The organism is Streptomyces sp. NBC_00252 (assembly GCF_036187565.1).
Classification (GTDB): Bacteria; Actinomycetota; Actinomycetes; order Streptomycetales; family Streptomycetaceae; genus Streptomyces.
The window spans coordinates 750,319-773,431 of the sequence record NZ_CP108087.1; the positions used below are offsets into that span (position 1 = coordinate 750,319).

Sequence of the window (23,113 nt, forward strand, 5' to 3'; positions counted from 1 at the left end):
GCTACGCCGCCCTCCGCTCCTCCTCCCGGCCGCGCTGTCCGAGCACATAGCCGGCCTGGAGGCGCGTCCTGGCGCCCAGCGCGTCCATCAGTTCGGCGATGCGTCGCTGGCAGGTGCGCAGGGAGATGTCCAGCCGTCGGGCGATCACCTTGTCCTCAAGGCCGTTGAGCAGCATGCGCAGGATGGCCTCGTCGATGAGCGCGGAGGTGGAGCGGGCGCTGTCGTGGTCGTAGCTGCCGTCGAAGGGCCGTGCCTCGTCCCACGCGCCGGTCAGGGTGTGCCGTAGCGCCGCGACCACGGACTGCTCACGTACGACGCTGAGTCCCGGGCCGTCCGCGACGGGGACCACGGCGACCTCCGCGTCGACGATCAGCAGCCATGCCGGGACGGACACGGCGGTGCGCACCTGGCCTCCGTCGCCGAGCAGGGTCTCCACCCGCTCGCGCACCCGTACGTCGAATCTGGCCGCCTCCGGGAGCAGCACCCTGAGGAGTTCGGAACGCGTGCCCGCGCAGCGCAGCCATCCGCCGCGGTCCAGGTCCGCCGGTTCTTCCCAGGGGTCCTGGGTGGAGAGGGAGAAGAGGATCTCCCGCTTCGCCTCGACGGTGATGGTGGTGAGGATTCCCCGGGCGGCCCGCGGGTCCTCCACCCGTTGCACGTGCGGGTGTTGTGGCTCACCGGAGAAGTTCTCCCGGTACAGCGGGAGCAGGCTGTGCATCTGCTGCCGGAGCCGCTCCAGTTCGTGCTGCCGCTGGCGCAGCGCCTCGTCCTGCACGGCCAGGAGCTGGAGGGAGGCGGACAGCGGGTTGACGGCGACGTAGGCGTAGGTGCAGCCGTGCACCAGGTGCAGGAGTCGCAGTCGTACCAGATCGTCGATGGCGGCCGCCGCCTCCGCCTCGGAGATCCCGAGATCCCGTACGCACCGTTTGATGTCGATGTACTCGCTTCGTAAGGCGAATGTGTAGACGTCGTTGGTCGCTGTGCCCGCCTGCGGGACATCCGGCAGATCCGTTATGTCGTCGAAGCTCACGGTTCGTCTCCCCCTCGTAATCGTGACAGACGCAAGTCCGTGGGTGCCTGGTCACGGTCTCACCCATGGATTCTTCAACAGGAACAGATCTTGCGCCGGACCCTCGCGCGCTTTGTTCACCGTCCCGCAACACCCGGGCAGCGCATGCCGGTCGACCGCGTCCATCACACACCGGACGGCAGCGGCAGAGACAAGGAGATCCATGAGTAACCGTCAGCCCGAGGCCCGCTCACGAGGCCTCTGGTCCGACCTGGTTCCCGTCACCACCGCCGCACCGCGGGAGCCGGCGGCCTCGCGCGGCAACATCCTGGGGCGGATCCGCTTCACGGACGCGCCTGCCGAAGCCGCCCTGGACGACGCCACTCCGCTCCTGACCACACACATGACCAACGAGCACGTCCCGCCCGTCGAGGAGATCTGGCGGACCGCCCTCCCGGTCCGCACCGGCACCGCGGGCGACGCCGTCTTCGCCGAGGACGGCGAGCACCTCTTCTACGCGGTACGCCTCGGCCCGCAGCCCGTGTACCGCGAGCCGGTGCGCGAACTGTACGAGAACGCCCTGCGGTTCGCCTGGGACCACGGCTACACCGACCTGGTCCGCATGTGGAACCTCATCGGCGGCATCACCAGCCCGAACGCGGACGGCCTGGAGATCTACCGCGACTTCTGCATAGGCCGGGCGGAGGCGTTCTCCGCCCTCGCCGACCGCTTCCCCCAGCTCTCCGCCGCCACCGGCATCGGCACCCTCAGCCCCGGCGTCGACGTCGCCTTCCTCGCGGCGAAGCCGGGCCGTGCCGTGCACCTGGAGAACCCCCGGCAGACGCCCGCCTACAAGTACCCCTCGCAGTACGGACCGAAGTCGCCGAGCTTCGCGCGGGCCACGTTCCTGAAGGACACCGCCGCGCCGGAGTCCGTGACGGGCACCCTCTTCGTCTCCGGCACGGCCAGCATCCTGGGCGACGACACGGTCCACATCGACGACGTCGCCCTGCAGACCGAGGAGACGCTGCGCAACATCGGGGCGCTCGCCGACGGCGACAACCTCCGCGACCACGGCCTGGACGGTGCCGGGTACGACGTGAAGGACCTCGCCCAGGTCAAGGTCTATGTCCGCGACGCCGAGGACCTGCCCGTCGTACGGAACATCTGCGAGTCGACACTCCCCGCCGACACGGACATCTCGTATTTCAACGTCGCCGTCTGCCGGCCCGACCTGCTGGTCGAGATCGAGGGAGTATGCAGGTGACGGACATCCTCACGGACATACCCGCCGTACCGGCCGAGGCAATACCGGCGGACGGCAACCTGTCCGTCCGGCTGGAGGAGCTCGCGCGGCGCAACGGCTGGCTCGGCCGGACCGCGTACCTCCAGGGCACGCACCGCTACTCCTACGGCGAGGTCTACGAGCAGGTCCGGCGCACCGCGGGCGCGCTGCGCCGGCTCGGTGTCGGGCGCGGGGACCGGGTGCTGCTGGCCCTGCCGGACAGCGTCCCGTTCGTGGTGACGTTCCTGGCCGTCCTGCGGGTCGGCGCCGTCGCCGTCCCGGTGAACACGTTCTTCCACGCCGACGAGCTGCGTTCCAGCGAGGAGATCGCCGAGGCCTCGCTGGTCGTCGCCGACCCGTCGCTCCGCGGCGAGTTCCACGGCCGCAGCGTCACCCCGAGAGAACTGACGGAGGCCTACGACCCCGCCCACCCCGGCGCTGCGGAGCGGGTCGCGTCCGATGCCCCCGCCTTCGCCGTCTTCACGTCCGGCACCACGGGCGCACCCCGCCTGTGCTTCCACGCGCACGGCGACGCCCAGCACTTCGACCGGGCGATCGGCGGTGTCCTGGCGCTCCGTCAGGGCGAGGTCTGCTACTCCGTGTCGCGGATGTACTTCGCCTACGGCCTGGGCAACTCGGTCCTTCTCCCGCTCCAGCGGGGCGCGGTGGTCGTGCTGTCCCCGCAGCGCGCCGACGAGACGAACGTCCCCCGACTCCTCGACCGCCACGGGGTGAGCGTCTTCTACGCCCAGCCCAGCTTCTACGCCCGGCTGCTCGCCCGCCCCCAGGCCACCGACCTGCTGGGCCGGCTCCGGCTGGCGCTCGTGGCCGGGGAGTCGCTGCCCCGCCCGCTGGAGGACAGACTGCGCCGGGTCCTCGGACCCCGGCTGCTGAACATCTGCGGCACCAGCGAGATCGGGCACGCCGTCCTGGCCAACGGCCCGGACGAGATCCACCCGTACAGCCTGGGCCGCGTCCTTCCGCCGTACCGGGTGCGGGTCGTCGACGACGCCGACGAGGTCGTACCGGAGGGCGAGGTCGGGCGGCTGCAGATCTCCGGACCGGGAATCGGCCCCGGCGTACGACGGGGCGGTCTGCCGCCGCACCGGCTCGGCCCGGACGAGTGGTTCGCCACCGGGGACTCCGCACGCGTCGACGCCAAGGGCCTGGTGTGGCTGCTCGGCCGGGTGGACGACATCGAGATCGTCGCCGGGGCCAACGTCCACCCCATCGAGGTGGAGGACCTCATCACGGGCATCGCCGGGGTCCGCGAGGCCGCCGTCTGCTCGGTGCGCCGCGCCGACGGCACGACGAGTCTGCGGGCCTACGTCGTCGCCGAGCCCGGGGTGGACCGGCACGCCGCGCTGGCGGCCGCCATCCGGTCGACCACCGCGGCGAAGCTCACCTGGTACAAGGTGCCCGAGGATGTCGAGTTCATCGACGCGCTGCCCCGCAACAGCACAGGAAAGATTCTCCGCCGCGTCCTGCGCGGAGCGAACAGGGAGTTGCCCGATGGCACAGCATGAGACGTCCCCCTCCCCGGCGAAAACGCCGGTCTCGGCGCTGGCCGCCGCGCTGCTCACGATGGTCCTGTGGGCCTCGGCGTTCGTGGCGATCCGGCACATCGGCGAGAGCGTGCGGCCCGGCCCCCTCGCGCTCGGCCGGCTGCTCATCGGTGCCGTCGCGCTGCTCGCCGTCGTGGCGTTCCGCCGCGAGGGACTGCCGCCGCGGGCCGCGTGGCCCGGCATCGCCGGCATGGGCGTGTTCTGGTTCGGGCTCTACATGGTGGCGCTGAACTGGGGCGAGCAGCACACGGACGCGGGCACGGCGGCGCTGCTCATCGGCGCCGGTCCGCTCCTGGTGGCGCTGCTCGCCGGGTTCCTGCTGCACGAGGGCTTCCCGCGACCCCTGTTGATCGGCCTCGCGGTGGCCTTCGTGGGCGCTGCGCTGGCCGGGGCCTCCAGCGGGGGCGGCGACTCGGCCGTCCTCGGTGTGCTGCTCTGCCTGGCAGCGGCTGCGGGTCACGCGGTCGGCGTCATCTTCCAGAAGCCCGCGCTGTCCCACGCGTCACCGTTGCAGATCACCGCCTACGCCAGCACGATCGGCGCCATCGCCTGCCTGCCCTTCGCGGGCCAGCTCTTCACCGACCTGAGCCACGCGTCGGCCGGGAACTGGGCCGGGGTCGTGTACCTGGGACTGCTGCCGACGGCACTGGCCTTCTGGACCTGGTCGTACGCGCTGGCGCACATGCCGGCGGGGAGGCTGGGCGCGGTGACATACATCGTGCCCGCCATCACCGTGCTGCTGGCCTGGCCCACCCTCGGGGAGTTCCCCTCGGGCCTGGCGCTCGCCGGCGGCGCGCTGTGCCTGGTCGGCGTCGGGCTGTCGCGCCGTCAGCCGAAGAGCGCGCCCGAGTCGGCCTCGCCGCCGGCCCCTGAGGAGCCACCGTTCGCCGAGCCCGCGGCCGTCGGCGAGCCGGTCGACGTCTCAGGACCGGCGCGGGCGGCGCAGGACTGACCCGCGCCCGAGACTCCGCCCGCGCCGGTCCCCCTCCACGGCGCGGGCGGATCAATGGGCTCTGCGGGTACGTCAGTTGGTGTGTCGGCGGGTATGTCAGCGGGTGTGTCAGCGCAACGGGACCGTGGGCCACAACGGCTCCGTCGCGCGCTGTTCGGCCTCGCGCAGGACGCGCAGGACGTTGCGGCCCGTCAGTGCCTCCAGGTCGGCCCGGGACCAGCCCCGGTCGGCGAGTTCGCGCAGCAGCACCGGGTAGCCGGAGACGTCGGCGAGGTCGACGGGCTGGTGGTCGACGCCGTCGTAGTCGCCGCCGAGGCCGATGTGGTCCCGGCCCGCCACCTCGCGGGCGTGCTCGACGTGATCGGCGACCTGCGCCACGGTCACCTCGGGGTGGGGGTGTTGCTCGGTCCAGCGCCGCAGCCGGTCGTCGGCGGACGCGGCGGAGGCCGTCGCGAATTCCTCGGCGACCCGGGCCGGGTCCTCGCCCGGGCGTGGTGCGCGCGGCCAGGTCCAGGACTGGGCGGACAGCCCGAGCCGTTCGCGTTCCGCCTGCAACTCCTGTCCCCATTCGGCGACTTCGGCGGAGATGAAGTACGGGACGAAGGTGAGCTGGACGACCCCGCCGTTGTCCCGCAGCAGTTCCAGGACCGGGTCGGCGACATTGCGCGGATGATCGTTGAGGGCGCGTGCCGAGGAGTGGCTGAACAGCACCGGTGAGGTCGAGGCGGCGAGGGCCGCGCGCTGGGTGGAGTCGGCGACGTGCGAGAGGTCCACGAGGACGCCGGTGCGGTTGAGTTCGGCGACGATCGCGCGGCCGGTGTCGTTCAGGCCGCCGACGGCCGGTTCGTCGGTGGCGGAGTCCGCCCACGTGGTGTTGTCGTTGTGGGTGAGGGTCACATAACGGACGCCGAGACGCGCGTACGACCGCAGGACGCCAGGGGACTCGGCCAGGCTGTGGCCGCCCTCGATGCCGAGCAGCGAGGCGATGCGTCTGTCGGCGTGCGCGCGCTCGACGTCGTCGGCGGTGTAGGCGATCCGCAGGCTGTCCGGGTAGCGGGCGACGAGCCGGTACACGGCGTCGATCTGCTCGAACGTGGCGACCACGGCCTCGGGTTCGGGCAGGTTCGAGGGCACGAACACCGACCAGAACTGTGCGCCGACCCCGCCGGCGCGCAGCCGGGGCAGGTCGGTGTGGAGGTCGGGGCGGCCGTCGGCCAGGCCCTCGACGCTGTAGCCGGAGCGGGCGCGCAGCGCCGAGGGCAGGTCGTTGTGGCCGTCGAAGACAGGGGTGCTTCTCAGCACCTCTTCGACCACATCGGTCACGGTGTCGGTCATGCGGTCGCGACTCCTTCGTCCAGCGTCTGGGTGGTCCGGTCCCGGCGGCGGCTCTGCCGTACCGGGTCGGCGACGGGCAGGGAGGCGACCAGCCGTCGTGTGTAGTCGTCCTGTGGACTGCCCAACACCTGGGCGGTGGAACCGGATGCGGCGATCCGGCCGCGGTGCAGGACGACGACACGGTCGGCGACCTGCTCGACGACCGCGAGGTCATGGCTGATGAACAGCGCGGCGAAGCCCAACTCCCGCTGCAGATCCGCGAAGAGGTCGAGGACCTTCGCCTGGACGGACACGTCGAGGGCCGAGGTCGGTTCGTCCGCGACGATCAGCGGGGGCCGCAGGGCGAGCGCCCGGGCCAGGGCGGCCCGCTGCCGCTGGCCGCCGCTGAGTTCGTGCGGATAGCGGTCGCCGAAGCCGCGCGGCAGGTGGACCGACTCCAGCAGTGCGTCGGCCTCGGCGCGGATCGCGGCGGCCCCCAGCTCACGCCGGTGGACGGTCAGGGGTTCCGCGATGCTGTCGGCGACGGTCAGCAGTGGGTTGAAGCTGGCGGCGGGGTCCTGGAACACGTAGCCGATGTGGCCGGCCCGGCCGTGTGTCCGCCGTCGGGTCGTCAACGGCTCGCCGAACACGTCGAGTCGGCCGCCGGTCACGTCCGTGAGTCCCGCGACGGCCCGGCCGATGGTGGTCTTTCCGCTGCCGCTCTCCCCCACCAGGCCGAGCACCTCGCCGGGCCGTATCTCGAAGCTCACGTCGTCGACCGCCCGGAACCCCTTCCTGCCCAGTCTCCCCGGGTAGTCCACGGTCAGACCGGCGGCCCGTACGACGGGCCGCGCGTCGTCCGCCGCGGGCGCCGGTGTGCGGTACTGCTCACCGAACACCGGTACGGCGACGAGGAGTTCGCGGGTGTACGGGTGTTCCGGTGCCGCGAACAGGTCGCGGACCGGGGCCTGTTCGACGAGTTCGCCCTCGCTCATCACCGCGACCCGGTCCGCGAGGTCGGCGACGACGCCCATGTTGTGGGTGATGAGGAGCACGGCGGTGCCGAAGTCGGTGCGGCAGCGGTGCAGGAGTTCCAGGATCTCCGCCTGGACGGTGACGTCCAGCGCGGTGGTCGGTTCGTCGGCGACGATGAGGCGCGTGCCCAGGGCGAGGGCCATGGCGATGACGGCGCGCTGCTTCTGGCCGCCGGACAACTGGTGGGGGTAGTGGTTCACGCGGGTGGCCGGGTCGGGGATGCCGACCTTGTCGAGCCATTCGACGGCCAGGGCCCGGCGCTGTGCCTTGGTGCCGCCGTGTCCGTGGGCGCGCAGGCCTTCGGTGAGCTGCCAGCCGATGGTGTAGACCGGGTTCAGCGCGGTGGACGGTTCCTGGAAGACCATCGCGGCGTGGGTGCCGCGCAGGGCCCGCAGCCGGGCGGGGGACGCGGTGAGGACGTCCTCGGCGGGGTCTGCGGTGCCGTCGCCGAGCAGGACCCGGCCGCGGGCGGTCGCGGTGGCGGGCAGCAGCCCGAGGACCGACCTCGCGGTGACGGTCTTGCCGCTGCCGCTCTCGCCGACCAGGGCCAGCACCTCCCCCGGGGCGACGGACAGGCTCACGCCTTTCACGGCGGGAGCGGGGCCGGCGTCGGTGGCGAAGGTGACGTGCAGGTTCTCGATGCGCAGGAGGTCAGTCATCGTCCGCGCCTCCGTCCGGTCCGGTGGCGGTCGCCTTCGTGGCCGTACCGCCACGTCTGCGCAGTCGCGGGTCGGCCAGGTCGGTGAGGCACTCGCCGAGCAGGGTGGTGCCGAGGACGGTGAGCACGATGGCCAGGCCGGGTGGGATCGCGGTCCACCACAGGCCCGAAGTGACGTCCTCCACCGAGCGGTTGAGGTCGTAGCCCCATTCGGCGGCCGCGTTGGGTTCGATGCCGAAACCGAGGAAGCCGAGTCCGGCGAGGGTGAGGATGGCCTCGGAGGCGTTGATGGTGAAGATGAGCGGGAGGGTACGCACCGAGTTGCGCAGCACGTGCCGGAACATGATCCGCCAGGTGCCGGTGCCGATCACCCGGGCCGCGTCGACGAAGGGCTCGGCCTTCACCCGGATCACCTCGGCGCGTACGACACGGAAGTACTGCGGCACGAACGCGACGGCGACCGAGCAGGCCGCCGCGCCGAGGCCGCCGGCGAGGCTGGACTGGCCGCCGCTGATCACGATCGACATGACGATGGCGAGCAGCAGCGGCGGGAACGCGTAGAGCGCGTCGGCCAGTCCGACCAGCAACCGGTCGAGCCTGCCGCCGAGATAGCCGGAGGCCAGCCCGAGCACGGTGCCGGGGACGACCGAGAGCAGCAGTGCGGCGAGGATGATCTCCAGCGCGGTCCTGGCACCCCACACCGTGCGGGACAGCACGTCGTACCCGGCGATGGTGGTGCCCAGCGGATGCGCCCCACCCGGGTGCTGCTGCGACCCGAGCAGCCGCCCCCCGTCCTGAAGTTGGGCATAGCCGTACGGGGCGAGCAGCGGGCCGAGGAGGGCGGTGAGGAGGAACAGGACGGTGAGCGCGGCGCCGGTGAGCAGCATGGCGCGCTGCACCGGGCCGCCGGTGCGCAGGCGGGCGCGCAGCCGGTCCGGCAGCACCGTGGGCCGTCGTGCGAGGAGTTGGGCCACGGCTCAGTACCTCACTCGGGGGTCGATGAGGGCCGCGACGACGTCGACGAGGAAGTTCGTCACCGCCACGACGACGGCGAACAGCGCCACGATGCCCTGCACCGCCGGGAAGTCACGGACCGTCAGGTAGTGGGCGAGCTCGTAGCCGAGGCCCTTCCACTCGAAGGTGGTCTCGGTCAGCACCGCTCCCCCGAGCAGCCCGGCGACCTGGAGTCCGAGAACGGTGACGACAGGGATCAGGGCGGGCCGAGTGGCGTGCCGGGTGACCAGGCGGAACGGCGCGACACCCCGGGAGCGGGCGGCCTCGACGTAGTCGGCGCCGAGGGTGCCGATCAGGTTGGTGCGCACCAGCCGCAGCAGGATGCCCGCGACGAGCAGGCCCAGCGCGACGCCCGGCAGCACGGCGTGCTGCAACACATCCGCCACGGCTGCCCCGTTGCCGCTGCGGAGGGCGTCGAGGAGGTTGAAGCCGGTGGTGCTGGTCTGGTTCTGGAGGAAGAGCTGCACGTCGGTACTGGCCCGGCCGGAGGCGGGCAGCCAGCCGAGTTGGATCGCGAAGACCAGCTTCAGCAGCAGTCCTACGAAGAACACGGGGGTGGCGTAGGTGAGGACGGCGAACAGCCGCAGCGCCGCGTCGGGCGCGCGGTCCCGGTACGAGGCCGCCACCATGCCCAGCGGGACGCCGACGGCGAGGGCCACCAGAAGCGCGTAGCCCGCGAGTTCGACGGTCGCGGCGCCGTAGGTGCCCAGGACGTGGGTGACCGGCTCGTTGTCGGTGACGGTGCGGCCGAAGTCGCCGGTCGCCAAGGACCTGAGGTAGTCCAGGTACTGGGTGAGCAACGGCCGGTCGTAGCCCGCCTGATGGAGCTTGGCGTGCAGCTGGTCCGGGGTGAGCCGGTCGCCGAAGGCGGCGCTGATCGGGTCGCCGGTGGCCCGCATCAGGAAGAAGACCAGGCTGACGAGGACGAACACGGTGGGGACGATGAGGAGGAAGCGGACCAGCAGATAGCGGGCGAGTCCGTACCCGGCGGCGCCGTCGGCCGGGGTGGCGACGGCGCCGGGGGTGTCCTGTGTCAGGGCGCTCACTTCTTCGCGAGTCCCGCCCAGCGGAACGTGTACGCGCTGGTCAACTCGGCGGGTACACCGCTGACTTCGCCGCGGGTGACGATCGCCGTGGACCCCTGGAGCAGCGGCAGGAGCGGCACCTGCGCGGCGGCCTTGTCCTGGACCTCCTTGAGGAGTTCGGCCCGCTTGCCGGCGTCGGTCTCGGTCTCCTCCTTCTTGATCAGCGCGCGTACGGCCGGGTCGTCGTAGTCGTTGGCGACCCAGCTGTTGGCCGAGTAGAAGGGCGAGAGGTAGTTGTCGGCGTCCAAGTAGTCGGCGTACCAGCCGAGTTGGTAGAGCGGGTAGAGATGCTTGACGCGGTCCTTGCCGTACTGGGTCCACTCGGTGGACTGCAGGTTCACCTTGAACAGCCCGGTGGCTTCGAGCTGGGTCTTGACGAGGGCGTACTCGTCGGCCGAGGACGAGCCGTAGTGGTCGCTGTTGTACTGCAGGTTGAGGGTGACCGGGGTGCTCACCTTCGCCGCCTTCAGCCGCGCGGTTGCGGCTGCCTTGTCGGGGCCGCCCTTCTTGTCGCCGTAGAGCGCCTTGAAGGAGTCATCGGCGCCGGTGAGGCCGTCGGGGACCGAGCTGTAGAGCGGCTGGTAGCTGTTCTTGTAGACCTGCTGGGCGAGTTGGGCCCGGTCGACGGAGTCGGCGACGGCCTGCCGTACGGCCAGTGCCTTGGCCCTGTCGGCGTTCTTGGTCTTCGTGCCGTACGGCTGCGTGTTGAAGTCGAAGACGATGTAGCGGATGCCGTTGCCGGAGCCGGTGTGGACCTTGATGTCCTTCTTCTTGGCCAGGTCGGAGAGGTCGGCGGTGGTGAGGGTGCGGTAGACGGCGTCGACGGTGCCCTGTTGGACGTCGAGCTTCAGGTTGCTGGCGTCGGTGTAGTACTTGAGCTGGACGTTCTTGGTCTTCGGCGTGCCCAACTGGCCGCCGTAGGCGCTGTTTTCACTGAAGGAGACCAGCGAGTTCTTGTCGTAGCTCGTGACACCGTACGGGCCGTTCCACGGCTTGGCGGCGACGATGGACTTGTCGTCGAGGATCTTGTCCGCCGGGAAGGTCTGCTCGTCGACGATGTAGCCGGCCGCGGTGGACAACACCTGGGGAAACAGCGTGTCGTTGGCGGACTTGAGGGTGAAGACGACCGTGGTCGGGGTGGGGGCGGCGACGGAGGCGAGGTTGTACAGGAGCGACGACGGGCCGTTCTCGTCGGCGATCTTCAGGGTGCGGTCGAAGCTGAACTTGACGTCGGAAGAGGTGAGTTCGTGTCCGTTGGCGAACTTCAGCCCCTTCCGGAGCGTCACCGTGTAGTCCTTCGGCCCTGTCAGCTTGATGCCGCCGGCGAGGTCCGGGGAGACCTCCGTCGCGCCGTTCTTCACGCTGAGGAGGGTCGCGTAGACCTCGCTCTCGATGGTGCCGGACCCCGCGTCCCAGGCACCCGCCGGATCGAGGCTGGTCACCTGGTCCGTGGTGCCGACGGTGATCGTCGAACCGCCGGACGCGGTGGTGGTCTTGCTGCTGGTGCAGCCGGTGACGGCGACCAGGAAGGCGGTGCCGAGGGATACGGCGCCGAGGGAACGAAGGGGTCTGCCGGTGCTGGAGTGTGCCATGGCTGGTCTCTGTCTCCGCATGGATGAGTGCGCGAAAGGGGTGCGGCAGGCAGGACATGCCGGACGCGCGCTGTCGCGTGAAGGTGAGGGTGGTGGGCTGCGTGAAGAACGGGTCAGCTGTGACAGAGACAGCTGGAGACCAGCAGCAGATCCACGTGACGCCGGGAGCACAGCACGAGGGCAGTGGCCACGCCGTCCTCCTAGGGGTGTCGTCGGCAACTGGGGCCGGTGGAAACGCACTTGCAGAACAGAAACATCCGCCGAGCCGTCACCTGGAGCACCCCGCCGCGTCGAGGGTTGCCGACCGGCCAGCCAGGGCTTGATCACCGGTACTCGTAGCTCGCGCTCACCGTAGATCGACTGTTCTGCCGACGTCAAGGGCGCACAGGGAGCAACAAAGGTGAGGAGTACGGGAGTTGGGGCGAATCCTGTACGCAGCCCCCTTGCGTGGGGTCAGCGCAGCCGGGGCAGGAGTTGGTCGCCCACGCGGGCGATCTCCTGTTTGTAGGGCGTGTCCGAGAGGACGAAGTGGGTGATGCCGAGCTTGCGGTAGTTGTCCAGGGCGGTGGCGACGTCGGCGGCGGAGCCGACCAGCCAGGTCGTCGCCGCTCCCCCGCCGCCGAACCTGCCCGGCGCGGTGTAGAGGCAGGTGTCGAGTACCTCGCCCCGGGCGGCGAGGTCGTAGAGGCGCTGTTGTCCGACGGCGGTCTTGCGGTTCCCGGTCCAGGTCAGTTCGTCGCCCGGGCCGGACGCCATCCGGGCGACGCGTTCCTCGGCCGCCCGCCATGCCTCCTCCGTGGTGTCGCGGACCACGGTGGTGATGCGCAGGCCGAACTGGAGGGGCTTGAGTCGGCGGTCGACCTGGTTGCTCAACTCCCGCAGGCGGTCGATGCGTTCGGCGAGTCCGGCGAGGGGTTCGCCCCAGAAGAGCTGGACGTCCGCCTCCGCCGCGGACACCCGCTCGGCGGCTTCGGAGGCGCCGCCGAAGTAGAGCGTCGGGTGCGCTCTCGTGTCCGTCCGGTAGGGATGCGGGGCCACGGTCGACCCGCTCACCTGGAAGTGCTCGCCGTCGAACGTCACGTCCTCCTCGGTCCACAGCCGCCGTACGAGACGCATGAACTCCTGTGTGCGCTCGTACCGTTGGGCGGGATCACTGCGTCCGTCGCCGTAGGCGGCGAGGTTGTCGAGGCCGCTGACGATGTTCACCAGGACCCGGCCGCGGCTGAGCTGGTCCAGGGTCGCCGCGGCGGCGGCGAAGTGGGCGGGCTGCCAGTAGCCGGGGCGGACGGCGATGAGGGGCTTGAAGGTGGTGGTCCTGGCGGCCAGGGCGGTGGCGACGGTGAAGGTGTCGGGGCGGCCCCATCCGGTGCCCAGGAGCGCGCCGCCCCAGCCGTGGCGTTCGGCCGTGCGGGCGAGGTCGGTGGAGTACTCGACGGAGCCCCAGCCGTCCGTCGTGTCGTCGCCGCGGTGACCCGGCTCGACGGTGTTGGGGATGTACCAGAGGAATTCCGGGCTCATCGTGCTTCCGATCGCGGCATTGACCGACGGCGGAGCGTCGACTGACCGTCCGGGCCGGTGCGTACGGGAGTACGTCACGAAAAAGGGGGACGCACTGTGGATCGCGGAGTGGATCAGGGGATCAACACAGCGCGCTGCCCACGCGAACGAGGTCGATACAACGCTCGCTGGTGAGCAGCAGGACCTCGGGCATGTGATCGAGTTTCCGAGGCCTCGGTCCGGAAGTCAATGGCCTCGCGACGGCCGCGCCACGGCCGCCGCGGTCGGCTCCGCCCGATCGGCGGCTCGAACGGCCTTCAGTCCTTCGGCGTCCGCTGCGAGCCGGCCGTCTGCGGCTTCGCCCCGGGTGCGTGGAAACAGGCGCTGACCGACTTGCCGTGCGGACAGGGCCGGGTCTCCCAGGTGTCGGCCACGGCGTCCACGAGGAGCATGCCGCGTCCGCCGAGGCGCTCCATGTCGGCGTCGCGGGGAGTCGGCATCTCACTCGACCTGTCGTGCACCGAGACGTGCAGACAGTTGTCGTCGCACGTCATCACCAACTGGGCGCTGCTGTGGGCGTGTCGGTGGGCGTTGGTCACCAGCTCGGAGACGGTGAGCACCACGGCGTCCGCCGTTTCCGGCGCGGTGGTGGTCCAGCCCAGCGCGTCCAGGTGCCGACGTGCCCAGTCACGGGCCGACTTCACTTCACTGTTCAAGGGAAGCGTGCGGGCCCAGCCCACTGCCCGGAGTGACGAACTGTCCATGGCGATCGATCCTCCTTCGGTAGTGTGCGCCGCTCGCCCCACTTCCCCGTGGGGCGGATGTGCTCAGCGGCGTCCGCGTAGTTTGCCCAACAGGCGCTGTGCCTGCGCCCTGCGGCGCGGGTCGGCGGCCGCTCGGCGTATCTGCTCGGCCGTGCGCTGCCCCTGCGGACTTCTCGCGAACCGCTTGATGCGCTCCAGTACGCCCGACATGACGCCCCTCTCCTCGTGGCACCGTGTTCATCGCGCTGCGTTCCGTCACTGTCCCGACTACCCCGGCCCCGTCGACTCAGCCCTGTCACCTGGTGGAGAGCGCGCGACCACCCCGCGACGACGGGGTGGCAGAGGGCCGTTCGCAGGGGGTCCGGGTGGGTCAGGAGATGGCGCGGAGCGGGCCGTGCGAGCGCCGGCGGAGTTCGTCGAGGGCTTGGGCCGTGCTGTCGTCGGCGGGCAGGAGGACGACCAACTGCTGTGCGTCCGCTGTGAGTTCGAGCGTCTCGCGGAGGAGGTGGAGTTCGCACCCGGACGGGTGGGCGAGGCGGAGCGTCCCGCGCCGGGGCACCACGTGCCGGTTCAGGCGGCGCGTGAAATCGGGTCCGGCGGTGCGGGCGAGTTCCGAAGTGAACCGTTCGTAATGGCCCACGGATGGCCCAAGCCACAAGTCGAAGACCTGCTCGTCCGCGATGTCGTCCCAGTCCGTGAAGAAGGTACGGGCGCGGGGGTCGGTGAAGACGTAGTGCGTGAGGTTCGGGGTGTCGGAGTCGAGCAGCCCGGTTCCGCGCGTCAGCGACTCGTAGCCGCTGGTGCGGGCGAGGACGTCCCCGAGCCGGTTGGTGACGAGGGCGATCCCGGGTTCGAGGAGGCGGAGCGTCTCCAGGACCGGCGGTCGGACCTCGCGGGGCGGCGGCCCGGGGTGGAGGCGGGCGGAGCATTCGCCGCCGGTGATCTTTGTGAGATAGCGCAGATGCTCGCGCTCCGACGGGTCGAGGCCGAGCGCGTCGGCGAGGGAACTCACCACCGCCACCGAGGGATTGCGGTCACGGCCCTGTTCTATACGGGTCAGGTACTCGACGCTGATACCGGCCAGCGTGGCGAGATCCGAGCGCCGCAGACCGGGCGACCGGCGACGGCCGCGATCGGGCAGGCCCAGCGACCGGGGCTGGATGCTGTCCCGCTTGGTCCGGATGAAATCCCCCAACGGCGAACCCATGGCGCGAGCTTACGGCGTCGCCCGCTCGTCGCCGAGTGGTCAGCGTGGCCCTGCGGGGGCCAGCCTGAGCACGGTCTGGTTGGTCGCGGGGTGCTGTCCGATCGTGGTGGGCATGGAGAACAGACCTCAACTGGTGATCATCGTGGGAAGCGTGCGGGAGGGGCGGTTCGGGGCGGCCGTGGCCTCGTGGGTGGCCGAACAGGTCGGCCCGCACGGGGTTTTCGACGCGGAAGTCGTCGATCTGGCCGAGTTCGACGTCCCGTTGGCGCTGCCGGCGGTCTCGCCGAAGCTCGCGGGCGACGACTATCCCCGCCCGGCCGGGATGGCGGCGCTGACCTCGGCGCTGGCGCGCGCCGACGCGTTCGTCGTCGTCACCCCGGAGTACAACCACAGCTATCCCGCGTCGCTGAAGGCGGCCATCGACTGGCACTTCACCCAGTGGGCGGCCAAGCCGGTCGCCTTCGTCAGCTACGGAGGTGCCGCAGGCGGTCGGCACGCGGTCCTGCACCTGGAGAACGTGCTGACCGAACTGCACGCGGTGACGATCCGCGACGGTCTCGCCTTCCCGAACTGCTTCACCGCGTGGCAGGACGGCCGGCCGCTCGATCCCCAGTCCCCTGTGTACGCGCGGACGGTGCTCGATCTGTTGGCCTGGTGGGCGGTCACCCTCCGGTCGGCGCGCGAGGCCGTGCCGTATCCGGGGTGAGCACGGCGGGTGCACGGTTACCAGGGAACGACCCCGGCGTCCTCGAAGAACGAACCGGTCGGGCCGCCGTCCGGCAGTGTGGCGAGCCGGATCGCCGTGGCCGCTCCCTGTTCCGGGGTGCGGGGCCCCTGGAAGCCGGTGAAGTCCGTCGCGACCAGGCCCGGGCAGGCGGCGTTGATCAGGATGCCCGTGTCGGCGAACTGCCGCGCGTACTGCACGGTGACGGCGTTCAGGAACGTCTTCGACGGCGCGTAGGCCGCCATGATGGGCCCGATCTCGATGTCCGGGTCGGCCTGCCGGGTCAGGGAGGCGACGGAACTGGAGACGTTGACGATGCGGGGCGACGCCGAGCGCCGCAACAGCGGCAGCAGCGCGTTGGTCACGCGGACGACACCGAGGACGTTGGTCTCCACGACGGTGCGGACCAGTTCGAGGTCGAGCGTGGTCGGGTCCTGTACCCATCCCGGGTCCATCTCCCCCGATACACCGGCGTTGTTGACCAGGACGTCCAGGCGCCCGGCCTGCCGCTCGATCAGTTCGGCGGCCGCGGTGACGCTGCGGTCGTCGGTGACGTCCAGCGGCACCCCGAACGCGTCCACCCCGGCGGCGCGCAGTTTCTCGACCGCGGTCTCACGCCGGACCTCGTCGCGGGCTCCCACACCGACGCGCAGTCCGAGGGCGCCCAGCCCGTTGGCGATGGCGTACCCGATTCCCTTGTTCGCGCCGGTGACCAGCGCGATCTTCGTTTCGCTCATGTCGTCGATGGTCGCCCGCGGAGGCGGGGAGCATCCAACACCGATACGGTGCTCTGTCATACCCGGCAGGTATCACAGGGGTAGGCTGGCTCCGTGGACACCCTGGAGAGCCGCGAGCTGAGGTACTTCATGGCCGTCGCGGAGGAACTGCACTTCGGCCGCGCCGCCGAGCGCCTCGGCATGGCCCAGCCACCCCTGTCCCGGGCGATCCAGCAGCTCGAACGGCGCCTGGGCGTCCGCCTGTTGGAGCGCAACCGCCGAGGCGTCTCCCTGACCGGCGCCGGGGAAGTGCTGCTGTACGAGGGACGCGCGGCCCTCGACGCGGCCACCGCCGCCGCGCGCCGTACGCGTCGCGCCGGCGGTGCCGACGGTCCGGGCGGCTCCCGCAACCGTCTGGTGCTCGCGGTGAAGGCCGCCGCCTCCCACGAGCTGCTGCAGAAGATCCTCGGCGCCTACGCGGCCGAGCCCGGCGCCGCCGAGATCGAGGTGCTGCCGAGCGGCATGTGCGAACAGGAGGACATGCTGCGCGACGGCCGCGCCGACGTGGCCCTCATGCACGCGCCGTTCAACTCCCTCGCCGGGTTCGACAGCGAGGAACTCATGACCGAGGGCCAGATCGCCGTCCTGCCCGCCGGGCACCCGCTCGCCGCGCGGAAGTCCCTCTCCATGGCCGACGTCACCGACGTTCCGGATCTTCCGCACGCCCGCTGGCCCCGGAACGGCGGCTACCCGCCCGGCCCGGGCCCCGAGATCCACGACCAGACGCAGCTGGCCCAGCTGATCGCCCTCGGCCGCACCATGGCGGTCTTCCCCGAATCCGCCCGCGCCTGGTTGTGGACCGAGCACGCCGCTGTCACCGTGGTCGACGCACCGCCCGTGGTCACCCACATCGCGTGGCCCGCGCACAGCCGCTCCGTCGCCCTCGCCGGACTGGTCCGTACGGCCACGCGGCTCTGACCCCGCGCCGCCGCCACCGGTCCCGTGCCATGGACGCCGGCGCCGTCAGGCAGGATCGCTCGGCTTCGCCGCCGCCGCGAGGCTGAACTGAAGGCGACGGGCCGCGTTCAGGTGGTCGGCGGTCCAGATGATGCGGACGGCGGTGGCCGTGGCGTGTCCGTCGTCGCCGCGCAGGTCACGGCGCAGGGAGTGGACCAGGCGTGCCTCCTCGTCGGGGTCACGGGACAGCGGCGCGGGAACAGCGGTGTGCCGGCTGAGCCCTTCGGCCAGGCCCCGATACCAGTCGGCCACCCGGTCGGCCGTGTCCAGCAGCGTGAGCCGGGCCTCGGAACGGTCGGGCTCCATCCGCTCCTCACCGCCGTTGCGCTGCCACAGTTCCAGCACCGCGTCCGAGGCGAGACGCAGTCCTACGATCCCGGTGACCAGGGTGGTCATGTCGGAGAGGCGTACCGGCTTGGCTCCGCGTTCGGCGAGGTAGCTGCGGAAGGCGTCGTCGAGCCGGCGGGACGCGGCGGCGGCCTGCCGTCCCGCCTCCAGCGGGGCATCGGTCGGAATGCAGCCGATGCTGCACCGGCTCGCCGCGTACTCCACGGTGTCGGCCAGGTAGCGGGCGCTTTCGGTGTACGCCGCCGACAGTGCCCGGTCCACGGCGGCCGCCGCGCCACGCGGCCAGAAGAACAGGCCCACGAGCACGCTCACCCCGCAGCCGAGGGCGATGTCCTCGATCCGCAGCAGCACGATGTGCCAGTCGGGGTCCTGGCCGATGTTGAACAGGATGACCAGGGTGACGGTGAAGGCGGCCTGCCCCGCGGCGAACGAGATGGCGGCGGGCGCGATGCCGGCGATGAGCACGGCGACGGGGAGCAGGAACCAGAGCACGGTGCTGTGGTGCCCGATGAGCTGGAGCAGCAGGGTCCCGATGACCGAACCGACCAGTGTGCCGCCCAGCGCCCGGAGCGCGTTCTGCCCGGTGTTGAGCGCGTTGGAGCGCAGCACGGACAGCGTCCCGAGCAGTACCCAGAACGAGTGCTGGACACCGGTCTCGTTCGCCAGCGCCACCGCGATGCCGAGGCCGAGAGCACCCCGGAGGCTGTTGTGCAGCCAGACGGAGCGCGGCTCCAGGTGCGCGGCGGCGCGTTCGACGGCGGATCCGAGCGGCTGGGTCAGTGCGCCGGGTTCGGTGCCCAGCAGCCGTTCGGGCCAGCTGCGGCGCTCGGCGGCCGCGGCCAGGTCGACGTTGCCGGCGATCTGGAGGGTGGCGAACCCCAACTCCTGGGCGCGGAACGACAGATCGAGGGTCTCGATGAAGGCGCGGACCTCCGACTCCGTACCGGGCTTGGGCAGGTGCACGGGGAGCCGGTGGGTGGCGCGGACCTCCATGCCGTCCATGGCCGTACGCAGCTCGGCGAGGGCGGCACGGAGTGCGTCGGGCGAGGTGCGCGGCGCTTCGAGGATGTCGGCCGCCGCGTCCAGGGCCGTGGCCGCCGCGCGCCGGACGGTGTGCGCGTCGGCGTCGCAGGCCTGGTGCTCCTCGAGGGGTGGGCCGCTGTCGGCCACGATGGCGCTGAGCCAGGTCAGTTCGTCGACGAGCCGGACCAGGGCGCGGGACCCGGCGGACAGACCCGTGGGCCGGTAGAGCGTGGCGTCGAAGGCGGTGCGCAGTTCCGCCGCCGCCGCGGCGGCCTGACCGGCGGTGACCGCGCACTGCTGGGTGGTGGGCGCGTCCGTCCCGCCGGCCAGCCAGGAGGCGTCGGTACGCAGTTGCGCGGCGGCGGCGCGGCAGACCCGGGCGGCGGGTGCGCTGAGCGGGTCCGCGGCGGGCCGGGGCCACAGCAAGGAGATCGCGAGCAGGGCGGCCGCCGCCGCGAGGCCCGCTCCGGCGAGCCGGTCGGGCAGCTGTGACAGCGGGGCGGGCGAGGTCACCGGGAGGATGAAGGCCAGCAGCAGCGCGGTCGTCGCGCCCGCGAGGACGGAGCTGACCACACCGGAGAAGAGCACCAGGAAGCCCACCACGACCATGGCGGTCACCGAGAGCCAGGTCGTCCGGGCCACCAGGGTGCCGAGGCAGATGAGCACCGCCCAGGCGACGGCCAGACCCACATGGGCGCGCAGCCGCTGCACCATGGGTCCGGTGAACTCCACCAGCAGGAGCATCGAGAACGACCCGAACGCCGCGTAGGTCGCCATCGTCGCGGAATGCAGCACCTGAGTGCACACGGCGAACAGGAGGGGCATCACGAGCGCGGTGCGCGCGGCCCTGCGGGTCGCCGCGAGTCCCGGATCATGGTCGCGCAGCCAGGTGGGGATCCGCCCGTCCCGGACGCGCCGAGGTCTCTCCATGCGCCCGCGCACCTCCTGTAGGCACAGCACCCACGTGCCCCGCCGATCACGAGTATCCGACATTCCCCGTGCCCGCACACCGTGCTCTCTCACCGAGCGGCAACGGAACCGAGCCGGGTCACCGGGTCTAGGGCCGCAGTCGACGCAGGACCGGTTCGTCGCGGACGACCGGTTCGGGGAGCCCGCCACGCGTCAACGCGCCCCCGGCACACGGAGGTTGACGGCAGGACGTGCCTCCTCGGACGCGGAAGCCGACGCGAGTGACGGGGTGGCCGCCCGCCGCAGCCGCGACAGCGCCAGGGCCACGACCAGCAGGCCCGCGCAGACACAGGAGGCCAGCGCGTAGGCGGCCCGAGGGGAGGCGGTGGCCGTGTGCAGATAGACCGCCGAGACGGCGCTGAGGCAGACCGCCGCCGCGATGCGCTGGGCCATCTGCAGAATCCCGCCGCCGACTCCGGCGGCCTGGGCCGGGGCGTGCTGGAGCACCTGTGTCTGGTTGGGCGAGACGGCGAGCCCGCCGGCCGCACCGGACAGCAGTTGCGTGGCGGCGAACGCCAGCGGCAGCCCCGCGTCCGGCACGAGGAGCGCGGCCGCCGCTCCGGCCAGGGCCGCGAAGATCCCCAGGGTCAGACCGACGTTCACCGTGCGCGGCCCGATCCGCCGGACCACACGCCATGCCAGCGCCGACGAGACGCCCATCGCGAGGGCAGAGGGAAGCGCGACCGCCGCCGTGAGAAGCGCGGAGAGACCGAGCCCGTCCTGGAGGAAGACGGTGAGGACGAGGGACGCGGCGAGCGAGGACCCGAACTGGGCCATGGCGACGGCCGTACCCAGCATGTACGGCTTCGACGACCGCAGCGCCGGGTGGACCAGCGGGCCACGGCCCCTGCGGGCGCGCAGCCGCTGTTGCGCGGTGAAGGCGCAGGCCAGGGCGCACACGCCGGCCGCCCACAGGGCCGCCTCTCCCCCGCTGTCCGGGGTGCGGATGAACGGCACCATCAGCGTCAGCGTGCATCCACAGGCCAGGACGAGGCCGAGCACGTCGAGCCGGGCGTCGCGGGCGGTGGGCCGGGGCGGTGGCAGCCAGCGGGCCGCGAGGACGAGGGTGGTCACCGCGCAGGGCGCGCTCAGCAGGAGGCAGTACCGCCAGCCGACCCCGGGTCCGAGTCCGGCGACGAGCGCACCGCCGAGCGGCGGGCCGAGCGCGGTGGCGACACCGGACGTGACCGCGTACAGGCCCAGCGCACGGCCCCGGTCCACGCCGCGGAACACGTCCTGGATGGTGCCGATCACCTGCGAGTTGACGAGCCCCGCCGCCGCACCCTGCACCAGCCGCGCGGCGATGACGGTCCCGGGCCCGCCGCCGGTCGCGGCCGCCACCCCCGCGAGGAGGAAGACGGCCACGCCGGCGAGGAAGAGCCGCTTGCGCCCGTGCAGATCGCCGAGGCTGCCGCCGGGGACGAGCGCGAGCCCGAACGCCAGCGAGTAACCCGCCACGATCCACTGCACATCGGCCGCGCCGGCCCCGAGCGAGTGCCGCATGCTCGGGATGGCGATGTTCAGAACTGCCTGGTCCAGCAGGGTGGTTGCCCCTGCCGCCATGCACACCAGCAGGACGCGCCGGGCCGCACGGTCTTCTCCGGGAAGCATTCAGCCGTGCCGCTCCGTGCCACCGGCTTCCGGCTCCACGCCGATCACCTTGCGGTAGACGCGCTCACCGTCGCCGTAGTCGTCCACCGCGTAGTGCCAGGTCGCCCGGTTGTCCCAGAGGACGAAGTCGCCGGGGTGCCAGCCGAACCGGATCGTGTAGTTGGGCGAGGAGGCGTGCCGCAGCAGATGGTCGAGCAGCACCCTGCTCTCCGCGGGGGTCACACCGGTGAGGTGCTTGGCCGAGCTGCTGATGAAGAGGCCCTTGCGGCCGGTGGTCGGGTGCGTGAGGACGACGGGGTGCTCGACGGGCTCACCGGGCGCGTTCTTGCTGCTGCCCTGCGCGTAGTTCTGCGCGTTGCCGTCGTAGACGGCGCTCACCGATTCCAGCAGCACCTTGAACGGCTCGGACAGGTCGTCGTACGCCGCCTGCAGATCCGCCCAGAGGGTGTGGCCGCCGAGTTCGGACACCACCTGATAGGTCAGGGACTCGATCGCGAACACCGGGTCGCGCCACAGCCCGCCGATGTGCCAGGTGCTGGCCTTGCCGGTCTGCTTCACGTTGTACGGGTAGACCAGCGGGTTGGCCGCGTCCTTCACGGCGGTCGGGTGGTCGAAGGGTCGGGCGAAGACGCCGACGGCGGCGACCTGTTGATCGGGCGTCAGGTTCTGGCCCCGGAACACCAGGACCTTGTGCTCGCGGAAGGCCCGGCGCAGTTCCTCGGCGGTGGCCTCGTCGACGGGGGCGGTCAGATCGACGCCGGAGATCTCGGCGCCGAAGAGGGGGCCTGCCCTGACGATGTGGAGAGGGGCGACAGTGGTCATGACGTACTCCTCCTGAGAGAGGGAGATGACGGGTCGTCAACGTCTGTACGGGGGTGGCGGACCCGGACACGGCCGTACGCACGGGCGTCGCAACTGCCGTGAATCTGCGGTCAGTTGGCGGCAGGGCGCAGGGGTGTGCCGGGAGTGGGCCGGGGAAGGGCGGGATGTGATCGCGGTCGTTGCCCGAGGGTCAACGACAGATCTGGTCGAACTGGTCGGCGCGGCGGCTCACCCAGAACGGGTCGAGCAGCACCGTGCGTGCCTGGCCAGCGGTCTCCATGAACGGATCAAAGCACACGGGTACGGGTGCGTCCACCGGGCGTCCCGACGGTTGAGACGACGGCATGGCATCCAGGCGAGCGAACGCGCCCCGCCGGTCGGGGAGTTGATCCCCCGACTGCGACGAGGCGCGGCACATCCGGCCGCACGCGGACTGTCCGCTTCGCCGGTGTCAGGAGCCGGCGGACGCCTCGCTCATCGGCGCGTCCAGGCCGATGAGTTCACCGACCAGCACTCCGAAGCGCAGGTCGAGCCGGTCGGCCAGCCGGTCCCGTACCTCCGTCAACCCCCGGATGCGGGCGTCGAGTTCGGCAAGTCGCCGGATCGCCACCTGCGGGACGACACAGCTGTCCGCGTAGGGCCCCGTGCGCACCGGCGGCACTTTCGGTCGCCCGGGCAGCGCGTCGAGGATTTCGATGAGGACGCGCACATCGCCGATGGTGAGCCCCGAGTCCAACAGCTCGCGTACGGCGTGGAGCCGGCGTACGTCCTCCTCGTCGTACTCCCGCTGCCCCGACGGCGTACGCCGTGCCGTGACCAGTCCGCGCTGCTCGTAGTAGCGCAGGGTGCGGGTGGTGACACCCAGGGCAGCCGCCGCGTCGCCGATGCGCATCCGTCCTCCAGGAT

Annotated in this window: 20 protein-coding genes and 1 riboswitch; of the genes, 5 read left to right on the forward strand and 15 right to left on the reverse strand. The window is 71.5% G+C overall.

The genetic code is table 11. The features are described from left to right. Position 1 precedes the first annotated feature (1 nt). The gene (locus OHT77_RS03280) at positions 2 to 1,030 is read right to left on the reverse strand and encodes a helix-turn-helix transcriptional regulator (protein ID WP_328826416.1); all 1,029 of its coding nucleotides are present in this window, start codon (positions 1,028 to 1,030) and stop codon (positions 2 to 4) included. Positions 1,031 to 1,232: 202 nt separating this feature from the next. On the opposite strand from OHT77_RS03280, the gene OHT77_RS03285 reads away from it, so the two are divergent. From OHT77_RS03285 to OHT77_RS03295, 3 genes are read left to right on the forward strand one after another with little or no spacing between them, the layout of a single operon-like run. Further along, positions 1,233 to 2,276, forward strand: coding sequence for an FkbO/Hyg5 family chorismatase (locus tag OHT77_RS03285; RefSeq protein WP_328826417.1), 1,044 nt, complete (start codon positions 1,233 to 1,235; stop codon positions 2,274 to 2,276). After that, positions 2,267 to 3,820: a class I adenylate-forming enzyme family protein gene (locus tag OHT77_RS03290; protein ID WP_328826418.1), complete on the forward strand. Its 1,554-nt coding sequence runs from the start codon at positions 2,267 to 2,269 to the stop codon at positions 3,818 to 3,820. The genes OHT77_RS03285 and OHT77_RS03290 overlap by 10 nt, the downstream gene beginning before the upstream one ends. Continuing rightward, positions 3,807 to 4,811: a DMT family transporter gene (locus tag OHT77_RS03295; RefSeq protein ID WP_328826419.1), complete on the forward strand. Its 1,005-nt coding sequence runs from the start codon at positions 3,807 to 3,809 to the stop codon at positions 4,809 to 4,811. The genes OHT77_RS03290 and OHT77_RS03295 overlap by 14 nt, the downstream gene beginning before the upstream one ends. Before the next feature lie 108 nt (positions 4,812 to 4,919). Here the strand turns inward: OHT77_RS03295 and OHT77_RS03300 are convergent, their stop codons facing one another. The 9 genes from OHT77_RS03300 to OHT77_RS03340 all read right to left on the reverse strand — a co-directional run bounded on the left by OHT77_RS03300 (position 4,920) and on the right by OHT77_RS03340 (position 14,977). Beyond that, positions 4,920 to 6,146: a dipeptidase gene (locus OHT77_RS03300; protein ID WP_328826420.1), complete on the reverse strand. Its 1,227-nt coding sequence runs from the start codon at positions 6,144 to 6,146 to the stop codon at positions 4,920 to 4,922. After that, positions 6,143 to 7,819: an ABC transporter ATP-binding protein gene (locus OHT77_RS03305; protein WP_328826421.1), complete on the reverse strand. Its 1,677-nt coding sequence runs from the start codon at positions 7,817 to 7,819 to the stop codon at positions 6,143 to 6,145. Before OHT77_RS03305 ends, OHT77_RS03300 begins: the two co-directional genes overlap by 4 nt. Continuing rightward, entirely contained in the window at positions 7,812 to 8,792 is a 981-nt protein-coding gene (locus tag OHT77_RS03310; RefSeq protein WP_328826422.1) for an ABC transporter permease, read from the reverse strand. The genes OHT77_RS03305 and OHT77_RS03310 overlap by 8 nt, the downstream gene beginning before the upstream one ends. Before the next feature lie 3 nt (positions 8,793 to 8,795). Then, positions 8,796 to 9,878 carry an ABC transporter permease gene (locus OHT77_RS03315; RefSeq protein WP_328826423.1) on the reverse strand — a complete coding sequence of 361 codons (1,083 nt, stop codon included), beginning with the start codon at positions 9,876 to 9,878 and terminating at the stop codon, positions 8,796 to 8,798. Further along, complete coding sequence (locus tag OHT77_RS03320) at positions 9,875 to 11,509, reverse strand: ABC transporter substrate-binding protein (RefSeq protein WP_328826425.1); 1,635 nt, start codon at positions 11,507 to 11,509, stop codon at positions 9,875 to 9,877. The genes OHT77_RS03315 and OHT77_RS03320 overlap by 4 nt, the downstream gene beginning before the upstream one ends. 231 nt (positions 11,510 to 11,740) lie before the next feature. Beyond that, positions 11,741 to 11,850, reverse strand: a riboswitch (SAM riboswitch). A gap of 112 nt (positions 11,851 to 11,962) precedes the next feature. Next, a complete protein-coding gene (locus OHT77_RS03325) occupies positions 11,963 to 13,027 on the reverse strand; it encodes an LLM class flavin-dependent oxidoreductase (RefSeq protein ID WP_328826426.1) in 1,065 nt (354 codons plus the stop codon). Positions 13,028 to 13,323: 296 nt separating this feature from the next. After that, positions 13,324 to 13,770 (reverse strand): ATP-binding protein, encoded by a 447-nt coding sequence (locus OHT77_RS03330; protein WP_328826427.1) that lies wholly within the window; start codon positions 13,768 to 13,770, stop codon positions 13,324 to 13,326. Positions 13,771 to 13,833: 63 nt separating this feature from the next. Beyond that, a complete protein-coding gene (locus OHT77_RS03335; protein ID WP_328826429.1) occupies positions 13,834 to 13,980 on the reverse strand; it encodes a hypothetical protein in 147 nt (48 codons plus the stop codon). 160 nt (positions 13,981 to 14,140) lie between these two features. After that, on the reverse strand, positions 14,141 to 14,977 hold the full coding sequence (locus OHT77_RS03340) for a helix-turn-helix domain-containing protein (RefSeq protein WP_328826430.1): 837 nt from the start codon (positions 14,975 to 14,977) through the stop codon (positions 14,141 to 14,143). A gap of 112 nt (positions 14,978 to 15,089) precedes the next feature. Here OHT77_RS03340 and OHT77_RS03345 point away from each other — a divergent pair, with 112 nt between their 5' ends. Continuing rightward, positions 15,090 to 15,683, forward strand: coding sequence for an NADPH-dependent FMN reductase (locus tag OHT77_RS03345; protein WP_328826431.1), 594 nt, complete (start codon positions 15,090 to 15,092; stop codon positions 15,681 to 15,683). Between the two features lie 17 nt (positions 15,684 to 15,700). Here the strand turns inward: OHT77_RS03345 and OHT77_RS03350 are convergent, their stop codons facing one another. Next, positions 15,701 to 16,438: an SDR family oxidoreductase gene (locus OHT77_RS03350; protein WP_328826432.1), complete on the reverse strand. Its 738-nt coding sequence runs from the start codon at positions 16,436 to 16,438 to the stop codon at positions 15,701 to 15,703. 93 nt (positions 16,439 to 16,531) lie between these two features. Here OHT77_RS03350 and OHT77_RS03355 point away from each other — a divergent pair, with 93 nt between their 5' ends. Further along, on the forward strand, positions 16,532 to 17,395 hold the full coding sequence (locus OHT77_RS03355; RefSeq protein WP_328826433.1) for a LysR family transcriptional regulator: 864 nt from the start codon (positions 16,532 to 16,534) through the stop codon (positions 17,393 to 17,395). 45 nt (positions 17,396 to 17,440) lie between these two features. On the opposite strand, the gene OHT77_RS03360 is transcribed toward OHT77_RS03355, so the two are convergent. The 4 genes from OHT77_RS03360 to OHT77_RS03375 form a co-directional block, all read right to left on the reverse strand. After that, positions 17,441 to 19,735, reverse strand: coding sequence for an FUSC family protein (locus tag OHT77_RS03360; RefSeq protein WP_328826434.1), 2,295 nt, complete (start codon positions 19,733 to 19,735; stop codon positions 17,441 to 17,443). Between the two features lie 192 nt (positions 19,736 to 19,927). Then, complete coding sequence (locus OHT77_RS03365) at positions 19,928 to 21,385, reverse strand: MFS transporter (protein WP_328826435.1); 1,458 nt, start codon at positions 21,383 to 21,385, stop codon at positions 19,928 to 19,930. Then, the gene (locus tag OHT77_RS03370; RefSeq protein ID WP_328826437.1) at positions 21,386 to 22,207 is read right to left on the reverse strand and encodes a TauD/TfdA dioxygenase family protein; all 822 of its coding nucleotides are present in this window, start codon (positions 22,205 to 22,207) and stop codon (positions 21,386 to 21,388) included. It abuts the gene before it with no gap. A gap of 451 nt (positions 22,208 to 22,658) precedes the next feature. After that, positions 22,659 to 23,099, reverse strand: a complete 441-nt coding sequence (locus tag OHT77_RS03375) for a MerR family transcriptional regulator (RefSeq protein ID WP_328826438.1) — start codon at positions 23,097 to 23,099, stop codon at positions 22,659 to 22,661. Positions 23,100 to 23,113: the final 14 nt, after the last annotated feature.

Bases quoted from the DNA above. Each gene is read 5' to 3' on its own strand.
- OHT77_RS03335 (WP_328826429.1), bottom strand. From the start codon at position 13,980: ATGTCGGGCGTACTGGAGCGCATCAAGCGGTTCGCGAGAAGTCCGCAG.
- OHT77_RS03360 (WP_328826434.1), bottom strand. From the start codon at position 19,735: ATGGAGAGACCTCGGCGCGTCCGGGACGGGCGGATCCCCACCTGGCTG.
- OHT77_RS03295 (WP_328826419.1), top strand. From the start codon at position 3,807: ATGGCACAGCATGAGACGTCCCCCTCCCCGGCGAAAACGCCGGTCTCG.
- OHT77_RS03340 (WP_328826430.1), bottom strand. From the start codon at position 14,977: ATGGGTTCGCCGTTGGGGGATTTCATCCGGACCAAGCGGGACAGCATC.
- OHT77_RS03370 (WP_328826437.1), bottom strand. From the start codon at position 22,207: ATGACCACTGTCGCCCCTCTCCACATCGTCAGGGCAGGCCCCCTCTTC.
- OHT77_RS03305 (WP_328826421.1), bottom strand. From the start codon at position 7,819: ATGACTGACCTCCTGCGCATCGAGAACCTGCACGTCACCTTCGCCACC.
- OHT77_RS03285 (WP_328826417.1), top strand. From the start codon at position 1,233: ATGAGTAACCGTCAGCCCGAGGCCCGCTCACGAGGCCTCTGGTCCGAC.
- OHT77_RS03345 (WP_328826431.1), top strand. From the start codon at position 15,090: ATGGAGAACAGACCTCAACTGGTGATCATCGTGGGAAGCGTGCGGGAG.
- OHT77_RS03320 (WP_328826425.1), bottom strand. From the start codon at position 11,509: ATGGCACACTCCAGCACCGGCAGACCCCTTCGTTCCCTCGGCGCCGTA.
- OHT77_RS03290 (WP_328826418.1), top strand. From the start codon at position 2,267: ATGCAGGTGACGGACATCCTCACGGACATACCCGCCGTACCGGCCGAG.
- OHT77_RS03330 (WP_328826427.1), bottom strand. From the start codon at position 13,770: ATGGACAGTTCGTCACTCCGGGCAGTGGGCTGGGCCCGCACGCTTCCC.
- OHT77_RS03365 (WP_328826435.1), bottom strand. From the start codon at position 21,385: ATGCTTCCCGGAGAAGACCGTGCGGCCCGGCGCGTCCTGCTGGTGTGC.
- OHT77_RS03325 (WP_328826426.1), bottom strand. From the start codon at position 13,027: ATGAGCCCGGAATTCCTCTGGTACATCCCCAACACCGTCGAGCCGGGT.
- OHT77_RS03375 (WP_328826438.1), bottom strand. From the start codon at position 23,099: ATGCGCATCGGCGACGCGGCGGCTGCCCTGGGTGTCACCACCCGCACC.
- OHT77_RS03350 (WP_328826432.1), bottom strand. From the start codon at position 16,438: ATGAGCGAAACGAAGATCGCGCTGGTCACCGGCGCGAACAAGGGAATC.
- OHT77_RS03300 (WP_328826420.1), bottom strand. From the start codon at position 6,146: ATGACCGACACCGTGACCGATGTGGTCGAAGAGGTGCTGAGAAGCACC.